Raw genomic sequence first — 21,701 nt, 5'->3', positions numbered from 1 at the left:
GCGCGCGACCGCCACCCGAAGGTGTCACGCGCCGGCGCTCACCGTTGCGGGGTGGCGGGGTGCCGGGCGCGGCTCACGTCGTACACGCCGGGCACGTCCCGCATGGCTCGCATGAGCGCGGGCAGACCGGCGGCGTCGGGGAGCTGGAGGGTGTAGGTGTGCCGGACCCGCTGCTCGCTGGGCGGTTCGACGGTGGCGGCGACGACGGCGACGCCCTCGGCGGCGATGGCCTCGGTGAGGTCGGCGAGCAGCCGGGGGCGGCCGAAGGACTCGACGACGAGCGTGACCCGGCATTCGGCGGTGTCGCCCCAGTGCACGGTGACGGGGTCGCGGCCGAGGCGGCGCATGGCGTCGGCGGAGGCGCAGCCGGTGCGGTGGACGGTGACGGAGCCGCCGCGGACCACGAAGCCGGTGATCTCGTCGGGCGGCACGGGGGTGCAGCAGCCGGCGGGCCGTACGACGGGGGGCGGGGCACCCTCGGGCCCGCCGGGCAGCTCGGCGCGCAGCCGGCTGCCGGTGCGCCGGTCGGCGGTGACGCTGGCGGGCGGGCGGGGCGCGGCGGCGGGGATCCGGGCGGCCTCGGGGTGCGCCTGGAGCCAGCCGGTGATGGCGATCCGGGCGGCGGGGGTGCGGGCGTGGTCGAGCCACTGCGGGGAGGGCCCCGAGGGCGCGTCCTCGGCGAGCAGCAGCTGGACGGTGTCGCCATCGTGCAGAACGGTGCTCAGCGGGGCGAGCCGGCCGTTGACGCGGGCGCCGAGACAGCTGTGGGCGGCCTCGCCGTGCGCGGCGTAGGCGGCGTCGACGCAGGTGGCGCCGGCCGGCAGGCTGATCATGCCGGGGGCGCCGCCGTCGGTGCGGAACACGGTGATCTCGTGGTCCTGGGCGAGGTCGGCGCGCAGCGAGGTCCAGAAGGTGTCGGGGTCGGGGGCGGACTGCTGCCAGTCGAGGAGCCGGGAGAGCCAGCCGGGGCGGGTGGGGTCGACGCGTTCGCCGTCCTCGACGCCGTCGCCGCCCTCCGGGCCGATGTACGGGTTGCCGAGGGCGACGACGCCGGCCTCGGCGACCTTGTGCATCCGGTGGGTGCGGATGAGGACCTCGGCGACGGCGCCGTCGGGGGCGGCGACGGCGGTGTGCAGCGACTGGTAGAGGTTGAACTTGGGGGCGGCGATGAAGTCCTTGAACTCCGAGACCACCGGGGTGAAGCAGGTGTGCAGCTCGCCGAGGACGGCGTAGCAGTCGGCGTCCTCGGCGACCAGCACGAGGAGCCGGCCGAAGTCGCTGCCGCGCAGCTCGCCGCGCTTGAGGCGGACCCGGTGGACGGAGACGAAGTGCCGCGGGCGAACGAGGACTTCGGCGCCGATGCCGGCCTCGCGGAGCACGCCGGAGACGTTCTCGGCGATGGCGGCGAGGGCGTCGCCCGCGCCGGTGTTGCCCGCGATGAGGGCCCGGGTGGTCTCGTACTCCTCGGGGTGGAGGATGGCGAAGACCAGGTCCTCCAGCTCGGTCTTGAGGGCCTGGACGCCGAGGCGTTCGGCGAGCGGGATGAGGACGTCGCGGGTGACCTTGGCGATCCGGGCCTGTTTCTCGGGCCGCATCACGCCGAGGGTGCGCATGTTGTGCAGCCGGTCGGCGAGTTTGATCGACATCACGCGCACGTCGTTGCCGGTGGCGACGAGCATCTTGCGGAAGGTCTCGGGCTCGGCCGCCGCCCCGTAGTCGACCTTCTCCAGCTTGGTGACGCCGTCGACGAGATAGGCGACCTCGTCGCCGAACTCGCGCCGCACCTGGTCGAGCGTCACCTCGGTGTCCTCGACGGTGTCGTGGAGCAGCGCGGCGGTCAACGTGGTGGTCTCGGCGCCGAGTTCGGCGAGGATCAGGGTGACCGCGAGCGGGTGGGTGATGTACGGCTCGCCGCTCTTGCGGAACTGGCCGCGGTGCGAGGACTCGGCGAGCACGTAGGCGCGGCGCAGCACGGCGAGGTCGGCGTCCGGGTGGTGGGCGCGGTGGGCCTCGGCGACGTGCCCGATCGCGTCGGGCAGCCGGTCGCGGGCGGCCGGTCCCGCGGTGGCGCCGAGGAGCGCGGCGCGGCCGAGGCGGCGCAGGTCGATCCTGGGGCGGGCTCGTCTGCGCCCGGGAGCGTCCGGGCCGGCGGCCTCGGCGTCGCTCACGGGGTTGGCGGCCTCTGCGCTCATGGGGCACCTCCGGCGGCGTCGACCGGCGGAAGGGCCGGGCAGGCGTGCCCGGCGGGCCGGTGCTTGATGCTACCGACCCCACCACGTGGCGCAGTCCCGCTCTCGCCGAGCGTGAACGGGATCACCCATTCGAGGGACGAATCAGTCGTTGACGGTTTCGATTCCGGCGCCCCGCCCGCGCCCCGGGACGGGTCTCAGACGGTGCCGGCGAGCCACTCGGGCTCGACGGTGCCCTCGGCGACGATCACGGCGGGGCCGGTCATCTCGATCTCGCCGTCGGGGTGCTCGGTGATCACCAGGGTGCCGCCGAGCACGTCGACGGTGTACGTGACGGGGGCGCCGGTCTCGGCCGGGTCGACGCCGTCCCTGCGGGCGGTGGCGACGGCCACGGCGCAGGCGCCGGTGCCGCAGGAGCGGGTCTCGGCGGCGCCGCGCTCGTGCACCCGCATGGCGACGTGCCGGGGGCCGCGGTCGGCGACGAACTCGATGTTGACGCCCTCGGGGTAGACGGCGGCGGGCTCGTAGGGCGGCTCGTCGTGGAGGGTGCCGGCGTGGGCGAGGTCCTCGACGAAGGCGACCGCGTGCGGGTTGCCCATGTTGACGTTGCGGGCGGGCCAGCTGCGCCCGTCGACGGTCACGGTGACGCCGTCGGCGGGCAGCAGGGCCCGGCCCATGCGGACGGTCACGGAGCCGTCCTTGTCGAGGTGGACGTGCTTGACCCCGCCGCGGGTGGCGACGGCGACCTCGCCGGCGGTGACGTGCCCGGCGTGCTGGAGGTAGCGGGCGAAGACCCGGACGCCGTTGCCGCACATCTCGGCGACGGAGCCGTCGGCGTTGCGGTAGTCCATGAACCACTCGGCCTCGCCGGCCATGTCCCGCGCGTCGGGGTGGGCGGCGCTGCGCACCACGTGCAGCACCCCGTCCCCGCCGATCCCGGCCCGTCGGTCGCACAGCCGCCGGACGGCGGCGGGGGGCAGGTCGACGGCGTTCTCGGCGTCGGGGACGATCACGAAGTCGTTCTCGGTGCCGTGGCCCTTGAGAAAGACGAGGGGAGAGGTCTGCGCGCTGGTCACGGGATCAACTGTACGGGTCGGGTACGGCGCGGCGCGGAACGGTCCGTGGGACGGACGGACGGGCCACCGGACGGAACGTCCGCCGGACGGGACGGGCCATCGGCCGCGGGCCGGGCTCAGCGGAGGCGGGCGACGCGCCAGACGGCCAGGGCGACCAGGACGCCGCTGAGGAGCACGTACAGGGCGAGGGCGCGCCAGTTCGGGCGCTCGCCGGAGCCGCGGGCCGGCAGGCCCGGCCAGGTGTGGCCGACCCGGCGGGCCGCCATCATGCCCCAGCCGGCCGCGCAGGAGCTGATCAGCAGGCCGAGCATGGCGACGACGGCGCCGCCGTCGCCCGAGCCGAAGGCGAGCGGGAAGGCGAACATCAGCGAGCCGACGGCGGCCAGCGCCACGATCGGCGCGAGCTGCCAGATCCTCAGGCGGCGCTGCGGGCGCAGTTCCACCTCGACTTCCGCCGCGTCCACCTCGACGGCGCTGCCCTCGGCCTCGTCCGGGCCGTCCGGCGTCAGCCCGGGCGCCCCACCGGGGACTTCTCCCCGGACGGCGGCCTGCTGATCGGTGTCACGAGGGCCGGCCTCCATCGCCACGCGCCCTCCCAACTCGGACTCCACTTGGTCGATCGATGCTCGATGATGGCACGCCCGGCACCCCCGGAATGACGGGCATGACGTCCCGATGCCATCACGTGATCAGGCTGTAACCGCTCGTTCGACCAACGTCAGGGCCCGCCGCGGGAGTTCCCCGCGGTCCTCGGCCGCCCCGCTGAGCCAGTGCACCCGGGGATCGCGCCGGAACCACGAGTCCTGGCGGCGCGCGAAGCGCTTGGTGGCGCGCACGGTCTCGGCCCGGGCCTCGTCCTCGGTGCACTCCCCGGCGAGCGCCGCGAGCACCTGCTGGTAGCCGAGCGCGCGGGCCGCCGTGCGCCCCTCGCGCAGGCCGCGCGCCTCCAGGGCGCGCACCTCGTCGACGAGGCCGGCCTCCCACATGCGGTCCACCCGGGTCGCGATCCGCTCGTCGAGCTCGGGGCGGGCGACGTCGACGCCGATCTGCACGGTGTCGTAGACGGACTCGTGACCCGGCAGGTTGGCCGTGAAGGGCTTCCCGGTGATCTCGATGACCTCCAGGGCGCGCACGATGCGCCGCCCGTTGCTGGGCAGGATCGCGCGGGCCGCCTCGGGGTCGGCGGCGGCGAGCCGGGCGTGCAGGACGCCGGAGCCGCGCTCGGCGAGCTCGGCCTCCAGACGGGCCCGGATCCCGGCGTCGGTGCCGGGGAACTCCATGACGTCCAGGGCCCCGCGCACGTACAGGCCGGAGCCGCCGACCAGGATCGGCACCCGGCCCTCGGCGAGCAGCCGGTCGATCTCGGCGCGCGCGAGCCGCTGGTACTCGGCGACGCTGGCGGCCTCGGTCACGTCCCAGATGTCGAGGAGGTGGTGGGGGACGCCGGCGCGCTCCTCCATCGTCAGTTTGGCGGTGCCGATGTCCATCCCCCGGTAGAGCTGCATGGAATCGGCGTTGACGACCTCGCCGCCCAGCTCCTGGGCGAGGAAGACGCCCAGATCGGACTTTCCGGCCGCGGTGGGGCCGACGACGGCGATGACCCGCGAGGCGGGAGCTGCACTTCTCACCGCCCCAGTCTCGCAAACCTCACGGCGCGTCCCCGAATGAGCGACGTGACGGCTCCGATCCGGCTTCGTTGCCTGTTGCGGAATTCCGACCCTGAGTACGCTAGGGAGCAGATATGGGCGTTTTCGCGCTGTTTCGCCGGAAGGGCAAGGAGGCCGCGGAGACCGCGGCCGTGACGGAGGAGACGGAGGCGGAGGCGGCCGAGCCGGTGGCGGAGTCCGGCGTCGCGGTCTCCGGCGCCGAGGTCTCCGGGGCCGAGGTCTCCGGGGCCGAGGTCTCCGGAGGGGCCGGCGCCGGGGAGGACGTGCCGGTGCTGCGGGACGGGACCGTGGAGATCCCCCGGCAGCAGTCGGCCGAGGAGGCCGCGGACAGCGGTGCGGCCGCCGAGGACGCCCGGAAGTAGAGCGACGAGGACGCGGAGGGACGGTGACCCCATGGGTCTCCTGGATTCACTGAAGGCGAAGCTCGCCCCGGCCAAGGACAAGGTCTCCGATCTCGCACAGCAGCACGGCGGCAAGGTCGAGCAGGGCCTGGAGAAGGCCGCGAAGGTGGTCGACGAGAAGACCAAGGGCAAGTACAGCGGGAAGATCGAGACCGGCACCGGGAAGGCCAAGGAGGCCATCGAGCGGCTCGCCCACAAGGACGAGGGCCCGACGCCGCCCACGCCGCCCACGCCGCCTCCGCCGCCGGCCGCCTGACCCGGGTCGCTCCTCCCCCGCACGACGGCGGACGGCCGCCGGGCAGCGCGCTCGGCGGCCGTCCGCCGTCGTGCGGTACGGGTGGGGCGTGCCGTCAGCTCCAGGCGGCGACGAAGTAGCCGACGCCGTAGGGGGCGTCCTCGTAGAGCAGCCGGCCCGCGAGGCCCGCGCCCTCGGCGGCGCCCGCGAGCACCTGCCAGGGCGCCCGGCCGGCCGCCCGCAGCTCCCGCGCCCGCTCCGCGTCCAGGGCGAGCAGGGCCTCGGGGTCCGCCGCGCCCAGGGCGCGCCCGACGGCCGCGTCGAAGGGCTCGGCGCGTTCGTCGAGGTAGCCCGGGGCCTTCACGTTCCGGCAGGCGCTGCCGTCGCCCATGACGAGCAGCGCGACCCGCTCCGCCGACGCGGCGAGCTCCCGGCCCGTCCCGGCACAGCGCGCCGCCTCCAGGGACTCGCCGACGGCCAGGCCCTCGATGGGCGCGTCGGCCCAGTCCGTGTGCTCCAGGAGCCAGCCGGCCACCGCCAGCGGGGCGGGCAGCGGCCGTTCCCCGCCGGGCCCGTCCCCGAGCCGTACGGTCAGGTCCACGCCGTACCCGGCGAACGACCCGCCCGAGCCGGCCGGGAACCACACCGGCTCCCCCTCCCCGCCGGGTCCGACCACGACCAGCCGGTCGGGGCGGGACGCGGCGAGCACCCCGAGCGCGTCGGAACAGGCCGTGCGGGCCTCGTCCAGCTCGGACGCGGCCCCGGCCGCGACGGCGGGCACCAGGAGCGGGGGGCAGGGACAGACGGCGACGGCGACAAGCATGATCCGCAGCCTACTGCGCCGGCGCGCCGGGGGCGGCGGGTCCGCCCGGGCCGGGGGCCGTGGCTCAGTGGCTGCCGCAGGCCGGCGCGTCCGCCACCGGCAGCGGCTCCGGCACGCCGATCTTCGGCAGGCCGAGCAGCACGCCGGCCGGCTTCGCGGCGGCGTCCGCGCGGCGCTTCTCCCAGGCGTCGCCCGCGCGGGTGCGGCGGACGGCGGTGGTCGGGCCCTCGGCGAGGAGGTGGTGCGGGGCGGCGTAGGTGATCTCGACGGTCACCACGTCGCCCGGGCGCACGTCCTCGTCGGGCTTGGTGAAGTGGACGAGCCGGTTGTCGGGGGCGCGGCCGGACAGGCGGTGGGTCTCGCCGTCCTTGCGGCCCTCGCCCTCGGCGACCATGACCTCCAGGGTGCGGCCGACCTGCTTCTTGTTCTCCTCCCACGAGATCTCCTCCTGGAGGGCGACGAGGCGCTCGTAGCGCGCCTGCACGACCTCCTTGGGGACCTGGCCCTCCATGGTGGCCGCGGGGGTGCCGGGGCGCTTGGAGTACTGGAAGGTGAAGGCGTTCGCGAAGCGGGCCTCGCGGACCACGTGCATCGTCTGCTCGAAGTCCTCCTCGGTCTCGCCGGGGAAGCCCACGATGATGTCGGTGGAGATGGCGGCGTGCGGGATCGCGGCGCGCACCTTCTCGATGATCCCGAGGAAGCGCTCCTGGCGGTACGAGCGGCGCATCGCCTTCAGGACCGTGTCCGAGCCGGACTGCAGCGGCATGTGCAGCTGCGGCATCACGTTCGGAGTCTCGGCCATCGCGGCGATCACGTCGTCCGTGAAGTCGCGCGGGTGCGGGGAGGTGAAGCGGACCCGCTCCAGGCCCTCGATCTCGCCGCAGGCCCGCAGCAGCTTGCTGAAGGCCTCGCGGTCGCCCAGGTCGGAGCCGTAGGCGTTGACGTTCTGGCCGAGCAGGGTGATCTCGGAGACGCCCTCGGCGACCAGCGCCTCGATCTCGGCGAGGATGTCGCCGGGCCGGCGGTCCTCCTCCTTGCCGCGCAGCGCCGGGACGATGCAGAAGGTGCAGGTGTTGTTGCAGCCGACGGAGATCGAGACCCAGGCGGCGTACGCGGACTCGCGGCGGGTGGGCAGCGTCGAGGGGAAGGCCTCCAGCGACTCCGCGATCTCGACCTGCGCCTCCTCCTGGATCCGGGCGCGCTCCAGGAGCACCGGCAGCTTGCCGATGTTGTGGGTGCCGAAGACCACGTCGACCCAGGGGGCCCGCTTGACGATGGTGTCGCGGTCCTTCTGCGCCAGGCAGCCGCCGACGGCGATCTGCATGCCGGGCCGGGCGGCCTTCATCGGCGCGAGGTGGCCGAGGTTGCCGTACAGCTTGTTGTCGGCGTTCTCGCGGACCGCGCAGGTGTTGAAGACCACCACGTCGGCGTCGCCGTTGGAGCCCTCGGGGGCGCGGACGTAACCGGCGTCCTCGAGCAGGCCGGAGAGCCGCTCGGAGTCGTGGACGTTCATCTGGCACCCGTAGGTGCGCACTTCGTAGGTTCGCACTTCGCCCACTTCGTCCACTGCTCCGGTCCGGTCGCTGCTGCTGGTCATCACTCAAGGGTAAGGGGGGCGCGGAGCTGCCCGGCCCGCTCGGCCGCGGGCCCGGGGCGACCCCGGCGCCGGGCCGGGCGTCCGGCCGCCGCGAGCACGGCGGTGAGCTGCGCGGCGAGTCCGCCGGCGGCGGGCCGGACGGCCCCGGCGAAGGCCGCGGAGCCGACCGTGAAGGCGTCGGCGCCGGCCTCGGCGAGGGCGTGGATCTGGGCGTCGGTGGTGATCGACCCGGCGACGACGAGCCGCCCGGCGGTGGCGGCGCGGGCGGCCCTCACCAGGTCGAGCGGGTCGGCGTCGGTGGCGCGGTGGGCGAGCAGGTCGACGCCGGCGCAGCCGACGGCCTCGGCGCGGCGGCAGTCGGCCGCGATCCGCTCCGGCCCGCCCGCCAGGCGGGTGGGGTGCCCGTAGGGGGCGCCGACGAAGGGAAGGTAGCCGGTCCGGGTACCGGCGAGCAGGGCGAGGGTCTCGTCGATCCAGGTGCCGCCCATGAGCCGGTCGACGCCGAGGTCGACGGCGGCGCGCACCGAGTCGAGGGCCTGTGCGCGGGTGGTCGCGACGACCTCCAGGTAGCTGGTGGCGCCGAGGTCGCGGATGCGGGCGTGGAGGCGGTGCAGGGTCGCGGGGTCCACGCCGACGTCCTTGAAGCCGATGTGGGTGATGCCGAGGTCCCGGACGGAGTCGAGGACGTGCAGGCAGTCGGTGACGGTCCGGTCGTCGCGGGTGAGCATGAAGACGAAGTCCATGGCCGGGCCTACCTCTCGGGGGCGAGTGCGGTGGCGTGCCGCAGGGCGGTGAGCAGGCTCGTGTGGTCGGCGGTGCCGGTGCCGGCCAGGTCGAAGGCGGTGCCGTGGTCGACGCTGGTGCGCACGAAGGGCAGGCCGAGGGTGATGTTGACGCCGTGCTCCAGGCCCGGGTACTTCACCGGGATCAGGCCCTGGTCGTGGTACTGGGCGACGACCGCGTCGAACTCCCCCCGGCGGGCGCGCAGGAAGACGGTGTCGGCGGGCCAGGGCCCGCTCGCGTCGATGCCCTCCGCGCGGGCGGCGCACACCGCCGGGGCGATGACGTCGAGGTCCTCGCGGCCGAAGAGGCCGTTCTCGCCCGCGTGCGGGTTGAGCCCGGCGACGGCGATCCGCGGGCCGGTGTCCCCGGCCCGGTCCCGGTCCCGGAGGGCTTCGTGGGCGAGCCGGATGGTGTCGAGCTCCCGCTCGACGGTGAGCGCGTCGAGTGCGGTGCGCAGGGACTGGTGGACGGTGACGAGGACGACCCGCAGCTCGTCGTTGGCCATCATCATCGCGTGGCGCCGGGCGCCGGTGAGCTCGGCGAGGATCTCGGTGTGGCCGGGGTGCGGGATGCCGGCGAGGCGCAGTGCCTCCTTGTTGACCGGGGCGGTGACCAGCGCCCGGACCCGCCCGGCGAGGGCCAGCTCGACGCCGTGGCGCACGTACGCGTAGGAGGCCGCGCCGGCGCTCGCGGCGACGGTGCCGAGGGCGAGGTGGGCGGGCAGGGCGGGACCCGCGGGCAGGACGTCGAGGACGCCGGGGGTGCGGCCGGCTCCCTCGGGGCCGGTGACCGTGCGGACGCGCAGCGGGGTGCCGGTCGTGCGGCAGGCCCGGGCGAGGGTGCCGGGGTCGCCGATGACGAGGACGGGGGCGGGCAGTCGCGGGTCGGCGCAGGCGCGGACGGTGATCTCCGGACCGATGCCGTGCGGGTCGCCCATGGTGACGGCGAGCGGCCGGAGGCCGGGCGCGGTCACCGGGTGCCTCCGGCGAGCAGCGCGGTGAGCCGGACCAGGGTGCCGTCGTCGCCGAAGCCGCCCGCCTTGACGAGGACGGGCAGCCGGGGCGCGCCGGGCCCGTGCAGGGTGCCGCGGGCGATGCCGGGCTCGGGCTCGTCGTACAGCTCGATGCCGGTGGCGCCGAGCGCTCCGAGGACGGCGGCGGCGGTCTCCCCGCCGGTGAGGACGAGGCCGTCGGCCCGGCCTTCGGCGACCGCGCGCCGGGTCTCCTCGACCAGTCGGCGCAGCGGCGCGGCGGGCTCGGCGGCGCGTTCCTCGGGGGTGTGGAGGGCGGCGCCCGCCGTGGCGCGCAGGGCGGCGAGCTGGCGGCGGCTGGCCGGGTGGGCGCTGCCGACGACGGCCAGCGGGCGGTGGACGGGCGGGAGTCCGGGGCGGGGTGCGGCGGGGGTACGGGCGTGGCGGCGGGCCAGCGCGTCGGCGAGGCCCGGCGAGCCGGCCCACAGCACCTCGTCGGGGCGCGGCACGGCCGCCACGACCGCGTCGAGGTCGGCGTCGGTGCGGGCGGAGCACACCAGGACGCCGTTCGCCGTCAACCGCCTTGGCACGTCGGGGAGTTCGCCCGGGTCGACGAACCCGGCCCCGGGCAGGAGGCGGGCGAGGTCGGCGGTGCGGACCGGGTGCGCGGGGTCGCGGGCGAACGCGCTCTCGTCGACCCGTGTGCCGTTCACGTACTGCACGCCGCCGATGGTGGTGCGGCCCTCGGCCGGGAAGGCGGGGGCGAGGATCGCGGTGCGCCGGCCGGAGCCGGCGAGCGCGGCGCGCAGTTCGGCGGCGACGTGTCCGCGCAGGGTGGAGTCGACCGTCTTGACCAGGAGGTCCGCGCCGGCGTGCGCCTGGGCGGCCCGCCGGGTGCGGGCGGCGGCCTCGTCGGGGCCGGCGGCGAGCCGGGTGCCGAGGTCGACGGCGGTGACGCCGTCGACGGGGCCGACGACCGGGCCGAAGAGGACGCGGGCGCGGTGCCCCGCCCTGCGGAAGGGCGCGGCGCCGTCGGCGGCGCTGGTGAGGTCGTCGGCGAGAACGGTGACGGTGGAGGGCGGCATCGCGGAGGGTCCCCCGATCGGCGGTGCTGGGCGGGTGTGACGGGATCAACCATCACGCCGCGCGAAGCCGCGGGACAAGCGATTCCTTCTCACTCCGGCTGTGCGTAGATTGCACACATGAGCCGCCCGGAGCTGCCCCCGTTGAGCACCCTGCTGCCCTTCGAGGCGACGGTGCGGCACGCCAGCATGACCCGGGCCGCCCAGGAGCTGCACGTCACCCACGGCGCGGTCAGCCGGCAGGTCCGGAACCTGGAGAAGGCCCTCGGGACGCGGCTCTTCGAGCGCGGCCCGCGGGCGCTGCGGCCCACTCCCGGGGCCCGCCGGCTCGCCGCCGCCGTGCGGGACGCGCTCGACGTGATCGAGACGGCCGCCCGGGAGGTCTCGGGCCGGGAGCGGGACACCGGTCCGCTGGCGCTGTCCTGCGAGCCGACGCTGCTCATGCGCTGGCTGATCCCGCGCCTGCCGGAGCTGGCGGGCGCGCACCCGGGGCTGACCGTGCACCTGTCGGCGGGCGGCGGGCCGGTGGACTTCGCCCGCGATCCGGTGGACGCGGCGCTGCGCCGGGACGACTTCCCGGTGCCGGCCGGGACGCACCGGGTGGCGCTCTTCGAGGAGTGGATCGGCCCGGTGTGCCGCCCGGAGGCGGCGGAGGCCCTGCTCGCCGGGGCACCCGTCACCCTGCTGCACACCGCCACCCGGCCGGCCGCCTGGGCGGACTGGCGCCGGCTGACCGGCGGGTCGCCGTCCGTGGCCGGCGAGCAGGGCTTCGAGCACTTCTTCCTCGCCCTCCAGGCCGCCGTGGCGGGTGTGGGCGTGGCCGTCGGTCCGTACGCGCTGGTCCACGACGACCTCGTACGGGGCCAGTTGGCGGCCCCGTACGGGTTCGTCCCGGACGGGACGGGCTACGGGCTGCTGACCGCACGCCCGCCGGAGCGCGATCCCCGGCTCGCCGCGCTGCTCGGCTGGCTGCGCGAGCGGGCGGCGGAGCTGAACCCGCCCCGCGGTCCCGTCAGTTGAGCGGGACGGTGCGGATCGCCCGGGCCGGTGCGGCGGCGGGCACGGCGGCCTTCAGCAGGCCCTTGTCGGAGGAGTGGGCGGCGGAGTCGGCGCCGACCGGGGTGGTGGTCATGGGCCGCTCGGCGGCGCACCGCTGCTTCTCCGCCTCGGACATGGGCCCGGTGCGCTGGAGCAGCCGGTCGGGGACCCCGCGCGAGGGGCCGTCGATCACGGCGTGCAGCCGGTAGTCGTCCTTCCTGCTGAGGAACCAGCCCTCGACCCGCTCGCGGCTCGGCTGGAGCTCCACCCAGCTGACCTCGCCCGGCTGGATCCGCTCGACGACCGTGCGCCGGTCGCCGCTGAACCATTGCCAGGCGCGCTGCCAGCCCTGCTCGTAGGCGAGGGAGAACTGTCCGGCCATCGGCCGGTCCTTGACGCGCTTCTCGTCCTCCGTGCGGTCGCCCGAGGTGGGCAGTTTGGCGACGTCGTTGAGGGGGAGCCCGTCGGCGGCGTAGGTCTGGGCGATGCTGTCGTGGCTGCGCTCCTCGAAGGCGACGACCCGGGTGTGTTCGAGGGTGTTGCGGGTGCAGTTGACGTAGGCCTCGCCCGCCACCCGGGCGCGGTCGTAGTAGCGGAAGGACGTCCTCGCGTCCGGGCGGAAGACACAGGCGTTGTCGCCGTTGCAGGCGGCGGCCGCGTTGTGCAGGGTCTTCTCGCGCTGGTTGCCCTTGTAGGCCTCGGCCCGCCCGAGGGCGGTCTTGTCGACGGTCCGGTCGAGCGGGACCGGGACCTCGACGGCCCGGACGCGGGCGATCATCGGGGTGCAGGTCACATGGGTCTTGCCGTCGGTGACCTTGGAGGCGAAGGTGAGCAGCGGCTCGTTCTCGCCGGCCGTGAAGGTGTAGCTGCGGGCGGTCCAACGCCCGGGCCCGGGCCTGCCCTTGACCCGGTCGGGGTCGCCGGCGGTGGTGACGGCCCGGACGTCGCCGCCGGAGCCTTCGACGGTGTAGGGCTGCCCGTCGGCGACGTCGGCGGCGTTGCACTCCTTCGAGACGGCCGGGCTGTCCTCGTAACTCACGGTGACCTGGGCGCCCTTGCGGACCCCGCGCAGGCGCTGCGAGAGCGCGTTGCCCTCCTTTTCGAGGGCGACGCCGTGGGCGTTGTCGGTGCGGCCGGAGGCTGCCGGGGAGTAGCGCTGGTTCCGGCCGTCCCAGAAGTCGAGGGCGACGGTGGTGGGGCCGTCGCCCTTCATGACGGGGTCGGCGAAGTCGCCGTTGAGGACGGTGACGGGCTGCGGTGCGGGCGCCTGGGCCGGGGCCTGGGCGGCCGCCGCGTACGCGCCGCCGAGGGCGGCCGGGAGCAGCAGGCCCGCGGCGGCGAGGGTGCACAGACGGGGGGAGGAAGACATGGCGGACGGACTCCTCGTGGGGGGTGCCCCGGGGGGTGCCGGGGGTGGTGCGTGCCAGGGGCGGGACGGGGGTGCGGGGCGGGGCCCGGCAGGGGTCAGGAGCCGGCGGCGGACCCGCCGCGGCCCGGGCGCAGGACGTCGACCCGCTTCGGTACGGCGCCGGGGACGAGGGCGCCGTGGGCGTCGGCCCGGTCGGGGGTGCGCAGCGCGCGGGGCGCGGCGGGCGGGCCGGGCTGCGGGTTGTTGCCGCCCGCGGTGTTGCCGGTGGGGCGCGTGCGGCCGCAGAGGTTCGCGGGGGCGGCGTAGGTCTGGGCCACGAAGCTGCTGGAGTTGACCATGGAGGGGCTGTCCACGGCGATCCCGGAGATCGAGGCGCCGGAGTTGGCGATCAGGCTGCCGACGACCCGCCGCATGGCCGCGCTCGCGCCGAACACCAGCATGTCGTAGGGCTTCACGGTGGTCTTGTAGGTGGTCGCCTCGGTGTTGTCGACCGTCCAGGACTTGGAGTACGTGGCCTTGAAGGCGGCCTCGAAGGCGAGTTTGGCGCTCGTCGAGCCGGCCAGCTTGCCGCCGGCCGCGACGCTGGTCTTGGTGCCGTTCGTGGAGGTCGGGCCGTCCTTGAGGTTCGGCGTCTTGTGCTCGCTGGTGTTGTCGTTGGTGAGGTTGGTGGTGACCTCGCCGGAGGCGCTGACCGTGCCCTCGGCGGTGATCTTGCCGGAGATCTCGCCGCCGATGTTGTCGGTGCTGGTCGTGCGCAGGGTGACCGTGCGGTCGACGCTCATGTCGTTCTGGGTGCAGTTGACGACCGAGTTGCCCAGGGAGCGCACGGCGGTCGCGAACTCCCGGCCGAGCTTGGGGTCAATGACGAAGCGGCAGGCGTTCGGGGCGGTGTCGCAGTACTTCAGGACGTCGGCGATCTTCGCCGGCTTGCCGTCGGCGGTGACGGCGCGCGGGACGGGCGGCTCGCCGGGCCCGTCCTCCGCGCCGGCGGGCGGGGCGAGGGGCAGGGCGAGGCCGAGGGCCAGGGCGGGCAGGAGCACGAGCGCGGGACGGCGCGAGGGCATGGGGGACATCCCTTCGGGGGCGGGGAGGGTACGGGTCGGGTCGGAGCCCTAGGGGGCAGGGGTGGGGTCCGTACGGGCAGGGGCCAAAGCCGTGGGAGGCAGGGGTGAGGGTCCGCACGGATCGGGGCTCGGGCCCCGGGGTCAGGAGCCGAGCAGGGAGCAGAGCTGGGACACCGGGAAGGGGGACTGGCCCGGGTCGGTGGAGCCGGCGGGGAGCGAGGCCGGGAAGTCGGCGCAGGTGGAGGTCACGGCGGACTGGGCGTTGTCGCTCGGGTCGGGCCGGAAGCCCTCGATGGTGGCGGTCATGCCGGTCAGGCCCTCCTGCTCGCCGTGGCCCTTGGCGAGCTTGTCCATGCAGCTGTCGGAGCCGGGCTTGCACTCCTCCAGGTCCTTGCCGATCTTCGCGATGTCCTTGTCGGCCTTGGCCGCCGCCTCCTTGGTCTTGGCCTGCTGGGCGTCGATCTCCTTGGCCTCGTTGGCGTTGGTCTCCTTGTCCTTGCACTCCTGGTCGTCGGGCTTGCACTCCTCGACGGGTACGGAGGGGGCCGCGGCGAAGGCGGCGGGGACCGCCGACAGGGCGAGCGCGGCGGCGAGCACGGCGGCGCCGAGCACTCCTCGTACGGACGGCGCGGACTGGCCGGAAGGCATGGCAACTCCCTGGGGACGGGGGTGAATTGGGGACGTTCGAAGGGCGCGGTGGTCGCGGCGGGGTCGTGTCACCAAGATCGCCGGACGCATGCCGAAGCTAACCGGACCGGCCTCGGCGCCCGGCCCCGACACACGGCGCGGCGCGGCCCCGGCGCCCGGCTCACCGCATCGGCGGAGCGCGTCCGCGGTCGGCCGAACGGCCCGCCGGACCGCCGGGCGGGGTCCGGCCGGCGGGCGCCGGCCCGCCACCCGTCCGGATGGTTCCGGGCTCCGGGCGTGAGACCGGCGCACCGCCCCGGCCGGGGCCCTCACCCTTCCGGGCGCCGCCGTTCGGCCGCCTGCCGGCCCGCGACCGGGGACCCGGCGCACTCGACCCGATCCGGCGAAACCGGCACCTTGGTCTGTTTCCCGAACAGGCGTCGGGCATACGGGTGTTTCGACCGTTCCGAGTCGCGCCCAAGATCGCCCTCGGTCAGTCTGCTCATGGGTCCGGCGGTCCGTTCCAGCCGCCTGACCCGGTCGCGGGCACCCCATGCCCGTGGTCCCGCCCTCCCGTATGTCCCCCACGAACACGAAGGAGAGCAGACCCATGTCCCGATCACCCCGCGTACCCCTGCGCCGCCGGCTCCGCTGGAGCCTGGCCGCCGTCACCGGGATCGCCGCCCTGGCCCTCCCGGCCCTCGCCCCCGCAGCCCTCGCCAACGAGGGCAATCCGACGGTGCTGAGCTGGGGCGCCGGCCGCACCGGCCAGCTCGGCAACGGCACCCTGGCCGACAGCCTGTCCCCCACCTCCGTCACCAGCCTGTTCCGCGGCGACGTCGACCAGATGTCGGCCGGCGGCACCTCCTCCTCGGACTCGTTCGTCCTGGCCCGTACGGACAAGACGGTGAAGTCCTGGGGCCACAACTCCTCCGGACAGCTGGGCAACGGCGGCAACGACAACCAGACCGTGCCGACCACCGTGCCGCGCCTGACGAACATCAAGGACGTCGCGGCCGGCGGCCGGCACGCCCTCGCGCTCGACACCGGAGGCCAGGTCTACTCCTGGGGCGACAACTCCTACGGGCAGCTCGGCAACAACCGCACCGGCGACAGCCGCACGGTCCCCGACCGGGTCCAGGGCATGCCCAAGGTCAAGCAGATCTCGGCGGGCTGCGACTTCAGCCTCGCGCTCCTGGAGAACGGCAAGGTGTACGCGTGGGGCCGGGGCATCCACGGCCAGCTCGGCACCGGCAGCCGGGCCACCAGCGCCGTGCCCCGGCAGGTGGTGGGCCTGGAGAACATCGTCTCCATCGACGCGGGCTGCTACCACGCGCTCGCGCTGACCGCCGACGACACCGTGAAGGCCTGGGGCTACAACCTCTACGGCCAGCTAGGCAACTCCTCCACCAAGTCCTCCACCACCCCGGTCGACGTCGACTGGGTGGAGGGCGTCTCGGAGATCGAGGCGGGCGCCTTCCACAACTACGCCAAGACCAGCGACAGCCACGTCTGGGGCTGGGGCAACAACCAGTACGGGCAGCTCCTGGAGAGCGACGAGGCCTTCGGCGACAACGTCTCCCGCACCAACCGCACCGCCCCCGTCGAGATCCCGCGCCTGGAGGGCGTCCAGCACCTCGCGGCGGGCGCCCGGCACGGCGTCGCGGTCACGGCGGACGAGGTCTTCGCCTGGGGCCACAACGGCGAGGGCCAGCTCGGCAACGGCACGACCGTGTCGCGCTTCGAGTCGGTGAAGATCCTGGAGGAGGGCTCGAAGGTCAAGGACGTGGTGGCCTCACTGGGCGGCAACTCGACGTACGCGTACTGAGCGGGGGCGCGTCCGTGATGACGTACCCCTCCCTCGTGCGCGGCGCCGCCGCCCTGGTCACCGGCGTCCTCACCCTGGCCGGCCCCGCCGGCCCTGCACACGCCGAGCCCGCCGACCCCTGGGTCCGGTCCTGGGGCCTGAACGCGGCGGGGCAGCTCGGCAACGGCGACACCGCGGACCGGCCGACGCCGTCCGCCGTGCGCGGCCTGCGCCGCGCGGACGTGCGCGAACTGGCGGTCGGCGGCGGAAGCAACACCGGCAACCATGCGATCGCCCTGCTCCAGGACGGCACCGTGCAGTCCTGGGGCGGCAACGACAAGGGCCAGCTCGGCGACGGCAGCACCGCCGACCGGGCCGTCCCGGGCGCGGTCGCCGGCCTCGCCGGAGTCTCCCGGGTCGCGGCGGGCATCGACTTCGCCCTGGCCGTACGGGACGGACGGGTGCTGTCCTGGGGCAGCAACGCCTACGGGCAGCTCGGCGACGGCACCGCCGCCGACCCGGCCACGCGGCCCGTCCGGACGCAGAGCCTGGACCGGGTCGCGGAGGTCTCCGCCGGCTGCCAGTTCGCGGTGGCCCTGCGGCGGGACGGGACCGTCTGGACCTGGGGCCGCAACCACCAGGGCCAGCTCGGCGACGGCACCACGACCGACCGGAACACCCCCCGGCGGGTGCCCGGCCTCACCGGGATCGTGGCGGTCGCCGCCGGCTGCCAGCACGCCCTGGCACTCACCGCCCAGGGCACCGTCAAGGCCTGGGGCCGTGGCGTCGACGGCCAGCTCGGCAACGACGGCACCACGCTCAGCAGCTCCCCCGTCGACGTCCTGCACCTCGACTCCGTCGCCCGGATCTTCACCGGCTGGTACCACGGCTTCGCCCTCCTGGACGACGGCAGCGTCCGCGCCTGGGGCGGCAACTGGGCGGGCCAGCTCGGCGACGGCAGCACGGTCAAGCGCACCACCCCCGTCCCCGTCCCGGCGCTCACCGGCGTCTCCGCCCTCGCCGGCGGCTACGCCTTCTCGCTCGCCGTCCGCGACGACGGGTCGGTCCTCGCCTGGGGCGACAACGCCTCCGGGCAGCTCGGCGACGGCTCCACCAGTGCCTCGCCCACCCCCGTCACCCCGCTGCCCCCGGGCAGCGGCACCACCCGCGTACCCGCCCTCCTCCCCTGGAAGTCGGCCTACGCCTACTGATCGAAAGGCACGCAGATGACCCCACCCCTGCGTCTCACCCTGCTCGCCGCGCTGTCCCTCGCGGCCCTCCCCCTGACCGCCCTGCCCGCCCAGGCCCTCGCCGAGCAGGCCGTTCCCGGCCGCGCCGGCACCGACCCCTGGGTCCGCGCCTGGGGCGAGAACGCCCAGGGCCAGCTCGGCAACGGCTCCACCACCGCCCAGCAGACCCCGGTCGCCGTCACCGGCATCGCCCGCGACGACGTGCGCGAGCTCTCCGGCGGCGGAGGCGGCGCCGGCAACACCGCCAACCCCTTCGCGGTCGCGCTGCTCAAGGACGGCACCGTGAAGTCCTGGGGCAGCAACGCCACCGGACAGCTGGGCAACGGCACCACCACCGCCCAGAACTTCCCGGTCACCGTCGCCGGACTCTCCGGGATCAGCGCGGTGTCCGCCGGGCTCAATCACGTCCTCGCCGTGAAGGGCGGCCGGGTCCTCGCCTGGGGCAGCAACGCCTCCAAGCAGCTCGGCACCGGGCAGGACACCACCAACCCGTACAGGACCCCGATCCCCGTGCAGAGCCTGGACAAGGTGAAGGACGTCGCCGCGGGCTGCGACTTCAGCGTGGCGCTGCGCCAGGACGGCACCGTCTGGACCTGGGGCAAGGGCGACAACGGGCGGCTCGGCACCGGCAGCAACACCACCCGGGAGACCCCGCAGCAGGTGCCCGACCTGACGGACGTCGAGTCGATCGCGGTCGGCTGCGAGTACGTGCTCGCGCTCACCGCCGACGGCACGGTCAAGTCCTGGGGCAAGGGCGACACCGGCCAGCTCGGCAACGACGCCACCGCCGACAGCAACAAGCCGGTCGACGTCGCCTACCTCGACGCCGTCGCCAAGGTCTTCGCCACCCACTCCACCGCCTTCGCCGTCCTCGACGACGGCAGCCTGGCCGGCTGGGGCCGGAACACCGAGCGCCAGCTCGGCGACGGCACCGCCGCGAACCGCACCACCGCGGTGGTCCTGGACCACGTCAAGGGCGTGCAGGACATGGCGGGCGGCCCGGACTTCACCCTGGCCGCCCTCGACGACGGCTCGGTGATCGGCTGGGGCGCCAACGCGGCGGCCCAGCTCGGCGACGGCAGCACGACCGGCACCACCGGCACGGCCACGACCAGCGCGCTGCCCCCGGGCAGCGGGATCACCCGGGTCGCGGCGACCACGTCCGGGAAGTCCGGCTTCGCCTACTAGGCGGTAGCCCCGCCCGCCGCACCCCCGCCTGGCCGGGAACGTGACGTCCGTCCTGGCCAGGACGGGGAGCGAGCTGGCAGGATCGCCGCATGCCCACCCCCCTGTCCCGCACCGCCCGCCGCCGCCTCCTGAAGGTCTCGGCGGCGCTGCTGGTGCTCGCCGGGGTGCTCGTGTGGTGGCTGGTTCCGTTCGGCACGAAGACGCCGAGCGGTCACGTGACCTTCAGCACCGGCGTGCCCACGGGCGTGTACCAGCGGTACGGGGAGCTGCTGCGGCAGGCCCTCGGCCGGGACCTGCCCGAGGTCTCGATAACGCTGAAGGACAGCGAGGGCTCCCAGCAGAACCTGGCCCGGCTGGCCTCCGGCGAGGCCGATTTCACGGTGGCGACGGCCGACGCCGTCGGGCAGTACCTGCGGGACCGCAAGCCCGGCTTCGAGAAGCTGCGCGGCTGCGCCCGGCTCTACGACGACTACGTCCAGGTGGTCGTGCCCAAGGGCTCGCCGGTGGAGACCGTGTCCGACCTGCGCGGGCTGCGGGTCGGCGTCGGGCAGCCCGGCTCGGGCGTGCGGCTGATCGCCGACCGGGTGCTGGCGGCGGCCGGAGTCACCCCGGACGTGGACGTCGTGCCGGTCTCGGCCGGCATCGACACCATGCCGCGGCTCATGGAGGAGCGGAAGCTGGACGCCTTCTTCTGGTCCGGCGGCCTGCCCACCCAGGCCGTGCAGGCGCTCTCCGAGCGTCTCCCGGTCCGCCTCGTGCCGCTGGACGCCGCCCTGGTGGACAGCCTGCACGACGTGGGCGGCTCCACCCGCTTCTACCGCTCGGCGACGATCCCGGGCGACGCCTACAGCCTGGCCCAGAGCGGCAACCCCGTGGACACGGTGGCCGTGGCCAACATCCTGGTCACCACCGAGGACACCGACCCCGACCTGGTGGAGGGCTTCACCCGCACGGTGATCGCCAGCCGCGACGGCATCGGCAACCAGGTGCACCCGGCCCAGCTGGTGGACCTGCGGACCGCGATCTACACCGAGCCGCTGCCCCTGCACGAGGGCTCCCGCCGCTACTACCGCTCGGTGAAGCCGTAGAAGGGCGGACGGGGCCCCTCAGGGAGCGTCCCGGCCCGTGCGCGGGTCCTCGCGCGGGACGGTGACCGTCACGCGCAGTCCGTGGGGCTCGTTCCGGGCGTAGCCGATGGTGCCGCCGCCCGCCGTGAGCAGCACCCGGGAGATGGACAGGCCGAGGCCGGAGCCCTTGACGTTCTGGTGCCGGCCCGAGCGCCAGAAGCGGTCGCCGACCCGTTCCAGCTCCTCGTCGGTGAGGCCGGGGCCGTGGTCGGCGACCTCGATCTCGACGGCGGCGCCGCCGGGGGCGAGGCGCACGGCCACCGTGACGTCCTCGCCGGGCGGGGTGAACTTCAGGGCGTTGTCGATGACGGCGTCGAGCGCGCTGGACAGCGCCACCGGGTCGGCCCAGGCGGTGAGCGCGCAGGTGTCCTCGGTCAGCGCGACGCCCTTGTCGTCGGCGACCGGCCGCCAGGAGGCGACCCGCTCGGCGGTCAGCGCGCCGATGTCGGTGAGCCGCAGGTCGGCGGCGGTGTGCTCGGCGAGCGCGAGGTCGAGCAGGTCGTCGAGGACCTGGGCGAGCCGCTTGCCCTCGGTGCGCACGGAGGCGATCTCCTCGTTGTCCTCGGGCAGCTCCAGGGCGAGCAGCTCGATGCGCAGCAGCAGCGCGGCGAGCGGGTTGCGCAGCTGGTGCGAGGCGTCGGCGACGAAGGCGCGCTGCTGGTCGAGGACGTCCTCGACGTGGTCGGCCATCTCGTTGAACGAGCGGGCCAGGCGGCGCAGTTCGGGCGGCCCGCCGGTGGCGGCGACCCGGGAGTTCATCCGGCCGGTGGCGATGTCGTGGGTGACGGCGTCGAGCACCCGGACCGGTCGCAGCACCCAGCCGGTGAGCCGGAAGGCGGCGCCGACGGCGAGCAGCATCGCGGCGGCCTCGCCGGCGAAGATCAGCAGCCAGTCGTGCAGGATCCGGGAGCGCAGGCCGCCGGTGGGCGAGTCGGTGACCACGACGGCGACCACGTCCCCGTCCCGGACCACCGGGGAGGCGACGATCAGGCGGGCGTCGGTCTGCCAGGGCCACACCTGGGAGGGGTCGTGGCTGCGGCGGCCGAGCAGGGCCTCGTTGAAGGCGCGCCGGGCCTCGCCGTCGTACGGCACGACCCAGTCCTCGGGCGCGGCGGCCATCGACCGGTTGTCCCGGTAGAAGATGCCGGCCCGGATGTCGTACACCGCGTGGTAGCTGGCGAGTTCGCCGCTGAGCAGCGAGCGGCGCTCGTCGGGGGCGAAGCGGCTCTCGCTGACGAACTGGGCGAGCGCGGCGAACCGGGCCGAGTCGTCGAGCCGGTCGACCACCACCCGCTGCTGCTCGGATGCGGCGGTGCTGGCGGCCAGCGGGAAGCCGAGGGCCAGCAGGACGCCGGCCATCAGCACGATGAGGAGCGGGAGGAGTCGGGTGCGCACGGGTGGGGGCCGG

Annotated in this window: 20 protein-coding genes; 7 read left to right on the top strand and 13 right to left on the bottom strand. The window is 75.0% G+C overall.

Going from position 1 to position 21,701, the window contains the following annotated elements:
- Positions 1–38 precede the first annotated feature (38 nt).
- The 4 genes from ACIGW2_RS19040 to miaA form a co-directional block, all read right to left on the bottom strand.
- Complete coding sequence (locus tag ACIGW2_RS19040) at positions 39–2,192, bottom strand: RelA/SpoT family protein (RefSeq protein WP_399844574.1); 2,154 nt, start codon at positions 2,190–2,192, stop codon at positions 39–41.
- Positions 2,193–2,386: 194 nt separating this feature from the next.
- A complete protein-coding gene (gene dapF / locus ACIGW2_RS19035) occupies positions 2,387–3,265 on the bottom strand; it encodes a diaminopimelate epimerase (RefSeq protein WP_391653634.1) in 879 nt (292 codons plus the stop codon).
- A gap of 116 nt (positions 3,266–3,381) precedes the next feature.
- Positions 3,382–3,846 (bottom strand): hypothetical protein, encoded by a 465-nt coding sequence (locus tag ACIGW2_RS19030; RefSeq protein WP_356073281.1) that lies wholly within the window; start codon positions 3,844–3,846, stop codon positions 3,382–3,384.
- 108 nt (positions 3,847–3,954) lie between these two features.
- Entirely contained in the window at positions 3,955–4,893 is a 939-nt protein-coding gene (gene miaA, locus ACIGW2_RS19025) for a tRNA (adenosine(37)-N6)-dimethylallyltransferase MiaA (RefSeq protein WP_361580447.1), read from the bottom strand.
- A gap of 113 nt (positions 4,894–5,006) precedes the next feature.
- On the opposite strand from miaA, the gene ACIGW2_RS19020 reads away from it, so the two are divergent.
- Both ACIGW2_RS19020 and ACIGW2_RS19015 read left to right on the top strand, forming a co-directional pair.
- Positions 5,007–5,294: a hypothetical protein gene (locus ACIGW2_RS19020; protein WP_399844572.1), complete on the top strand. Its 288-nt coding sequence runs from the start codon at positions 5,007–5,009 to the stop codon at positions 5,292–5,294.
- 31 nt (positions 5,295–5,325) lie between these two features.
- Positions 5,326–5,589 (top strand): antitoxin, encoded by a 264-nt coding sequence (locus tag ACIGW2_RS19015; protein WP_391653636.1) that lies wholly within the window; start codon positions 5,326–5,328, stop codon positions 5,587–5,589.
- Positions 5,590–5,683: 94 nt separating this feature from the next.
- On the opposite strand, the gene ACIGW2_RS19010 is transcribed toward ACIGW2_RS19015, so the two are convergent.
- The 5 genes from ACIGW2_RS19010 to ACIGW2_RS18990 form a co-directional block, all read right to left on the bottom strand.
- On the bottom strand, positions 5,684–6,391 hold the full coding sequence (locus ACIGW2_RS19010) for a class III extradiol dioxygenase subunit B-like domain-containing protein (protein WP_399844569.1): 708 nt from the start codon (positions 6,389–6,391) through the stop codon (positions 5,684–5,686).
- 64 nt (positions 6,392–6,455) lie between these two features.
- Positions 6,456–7,988, bottom strand: a complete 1,533-nt coding sequence (miaB, locus tag ACIGW2_RS19005) for a tRNA (N6-isopentenyl adenosine(37)-C2)-methylthiotransferase MiaB (protein ID WP_361590007.1) — start codon at positions 7,986–7,988, stop codon at positions 6,456–6,458.
- The gene (locus tag ACIGW2_RS19000) at positions 7,988–8,731 is read right to left on the bottom strand and encodes a hypothetical protein (RefSeq protein ID WP_399844567.1); all 744 of its coding nucleotides are present in this window, start codon (positions 8,729–8,731) and stop codon (positions 7,988–7,990) included. Before ACIGW2_RS19000 ends, miaB begins: the two co-directional genes overlap by 1 nt.
- Positions 8,732–8,739: 8 nt before the next feature.
- Complete coding sequence (gene pdxA, locus ACIGW2_RS18995; RefSeq protein ID WP_399844565.1) at positions 8,740–9,744, bottom strand: 4-hydroxythreonine-4-phosphate dehydrogenase PdxA; 1,005 nt, start codon at positions 9,742–9,744, stop codon at positions 8,740–8,742.
- Positions 9,741–10,826 (bottom strand): four-carbon acid sugar kinase family protein, encoded by a 1,086-nt coding sequence (locus ACIGW2_RS18990; protein WP_399844563.1) that lies wholly within the window; start codon positions 10,824–10,826, stop codon positions 9,741–9,743. The genes pdxA and ACIGW2_RS18990 overlap by 4 nt, the downstream gene beginning before the upstream one ends.
- Before the next feature lie 117 nt (positions 10,827–10,943).
- Between ACIGW2_RS18990 and ACIGW2_RS18985 the strand changes: the two genes are divergently transcribed.
- Positions 10,944–11,843 carry a LysR substrate-binding domain-containing protein gene (locus ACIGW2_RS18985; RefSeq protein ID WP_399844561.1) on the top strand — a complete coding sequence of 300 codons (900 nt, stop codon included), beginning with the start codon at positions 10,944–10,946 and terminating at the stop codon, positions 11,841–11,843.
- Here ACIGW2_RS18985 and ACIGW2_RS18980 read toward each other — a convergent pair.
- From ACIGW2_RS18980 to ACIGW2_RS18970, 3 genes are all read right to left on the bottom strand, one after another.
- Entirely contained in the window at positions 11,836–13,230 is a 1,395-nt protein-coding gene (locus ACIGW2_RS18980) for a hypothetical protein (protein WP_399844559.1), read from the bottom strand. The two genes, ACIGW2_RS18985 and ACIGW2_RS18980, sit on opposite strands and share 8 nt — an antisense overlap.
- Before the next feature lie 95 nt (positions 13,231–13,325).
- Positions 13,326–14,294: a hypothetical protein gene (locus ACIGW2_RS18975; RefSeq protein ID WP_391653643.1), complete on the bottom strand. Its 969-nt coding sequence runs from the start codon at positions 14,292–14,294 to the stop codon at positions 13,326–13,328.
- A 141-nt stretch (positions 14,295–14,435) separates the two neighbouring features.
- Positions 14,436–14,942, bottom strand: coding sequence for a hypothetical protein (locus tag ACIGW2_RS18970; RefSeq protein ID WP_391653644.1), 507 nt, complete (start codon positions 14,940–14,942; stop codon positions 14,436–14,438).
- A 589-nt stretch (positions 14,943–15,531) separates the two neighbouring features.
- Here ACIGW2_RS18970 and ACIGW2_RS18965 point away from each other — a divergent pair.
- The 4 genes from ACIGW2_RS18965 to ACIGW2_RS18950 all read left to right on the top strand — a co-directional run bounded on the left by ACIGW2_RS18965 (position 15,532) and on the right by ACIGW2_RS18950 (position 20,254).
- Positions 15,532–16,749: a sialidase gene (locus ACIGW2_RS18965; RefSeq protein ID WP_361589988.1), complete on the top strand. Its 1,218-nt coding sequence runs from the start codon at positions 15,532–15,534 to the stop codon at positions 16,747–16,749.
- Positions 16,750–16,766: 17 nt separating this feature from the next.
- Positions 16,767–17,939: an RCC1 domain-containing protein gene (locus ACIGW2_RS18960; RefSeq protein ID WP_399844557.1), complete on the top strand. Its 1,173-nt coding sequence runs from the start codon at positions 16,767–16,769 to the stop codon at positions 17,937–17,939.
- A 15-nt stretch (positions 17,940–17,954) separates the two neighbouring features.
- Positions 17,955–19,166, top strand: coding sequence for an RCC1 domain-containing protein (locus ACIGW2_RS18955; protein WP_399844555.1), 1,212 nt, complete (start codon positions 17,955–17,957; stop codon positions 19,164–19,166).
- 89 nt (positions 19,167–19,255) lie between these two features.
- Positions 19,256–20,254: a TAXI family TRAP transporter solute-binding subunit gene (locus ACIGW2_RS18950; protein ID WP_361589980.1), complete on the top strand. Its 999-nt coding sequence runs from the start codon at positions 19,256–19,258 to the stop codon at positions 20,252–20,254.
- An 18-nt stretch (positions 20,255–20,272) separates the two neighbouring features.
- Here ACIGW2_RS18950 and ACIGW2_RS18945 read toward each other — a convergent pair whose 3' ends face one another.
- Positions 20,273–21,688, bottom strand: coding sequence for an ATP-binding protein (locus tag ACIGW2_RS18945; protein ID WP_391653649.1), 1,416 nt, complete (start codon positions 21,686–21,688; stop codon positions 20,273–20,275).
- Positions 21,689–21,701 lie beyond the last annotated feature (13 nt).

The organism is Streptomyces sp. NPDC053541 (genome assembly GCF_044544705.1).
Lineage (GTDB): Bacteria > Actinomycetota > Actinomycetes > Streptomycetales > Streptomycetaceae > Streptomyces.
This window is presented reverse-complemented; position numbering and strand designations above follow the sequence as displayed.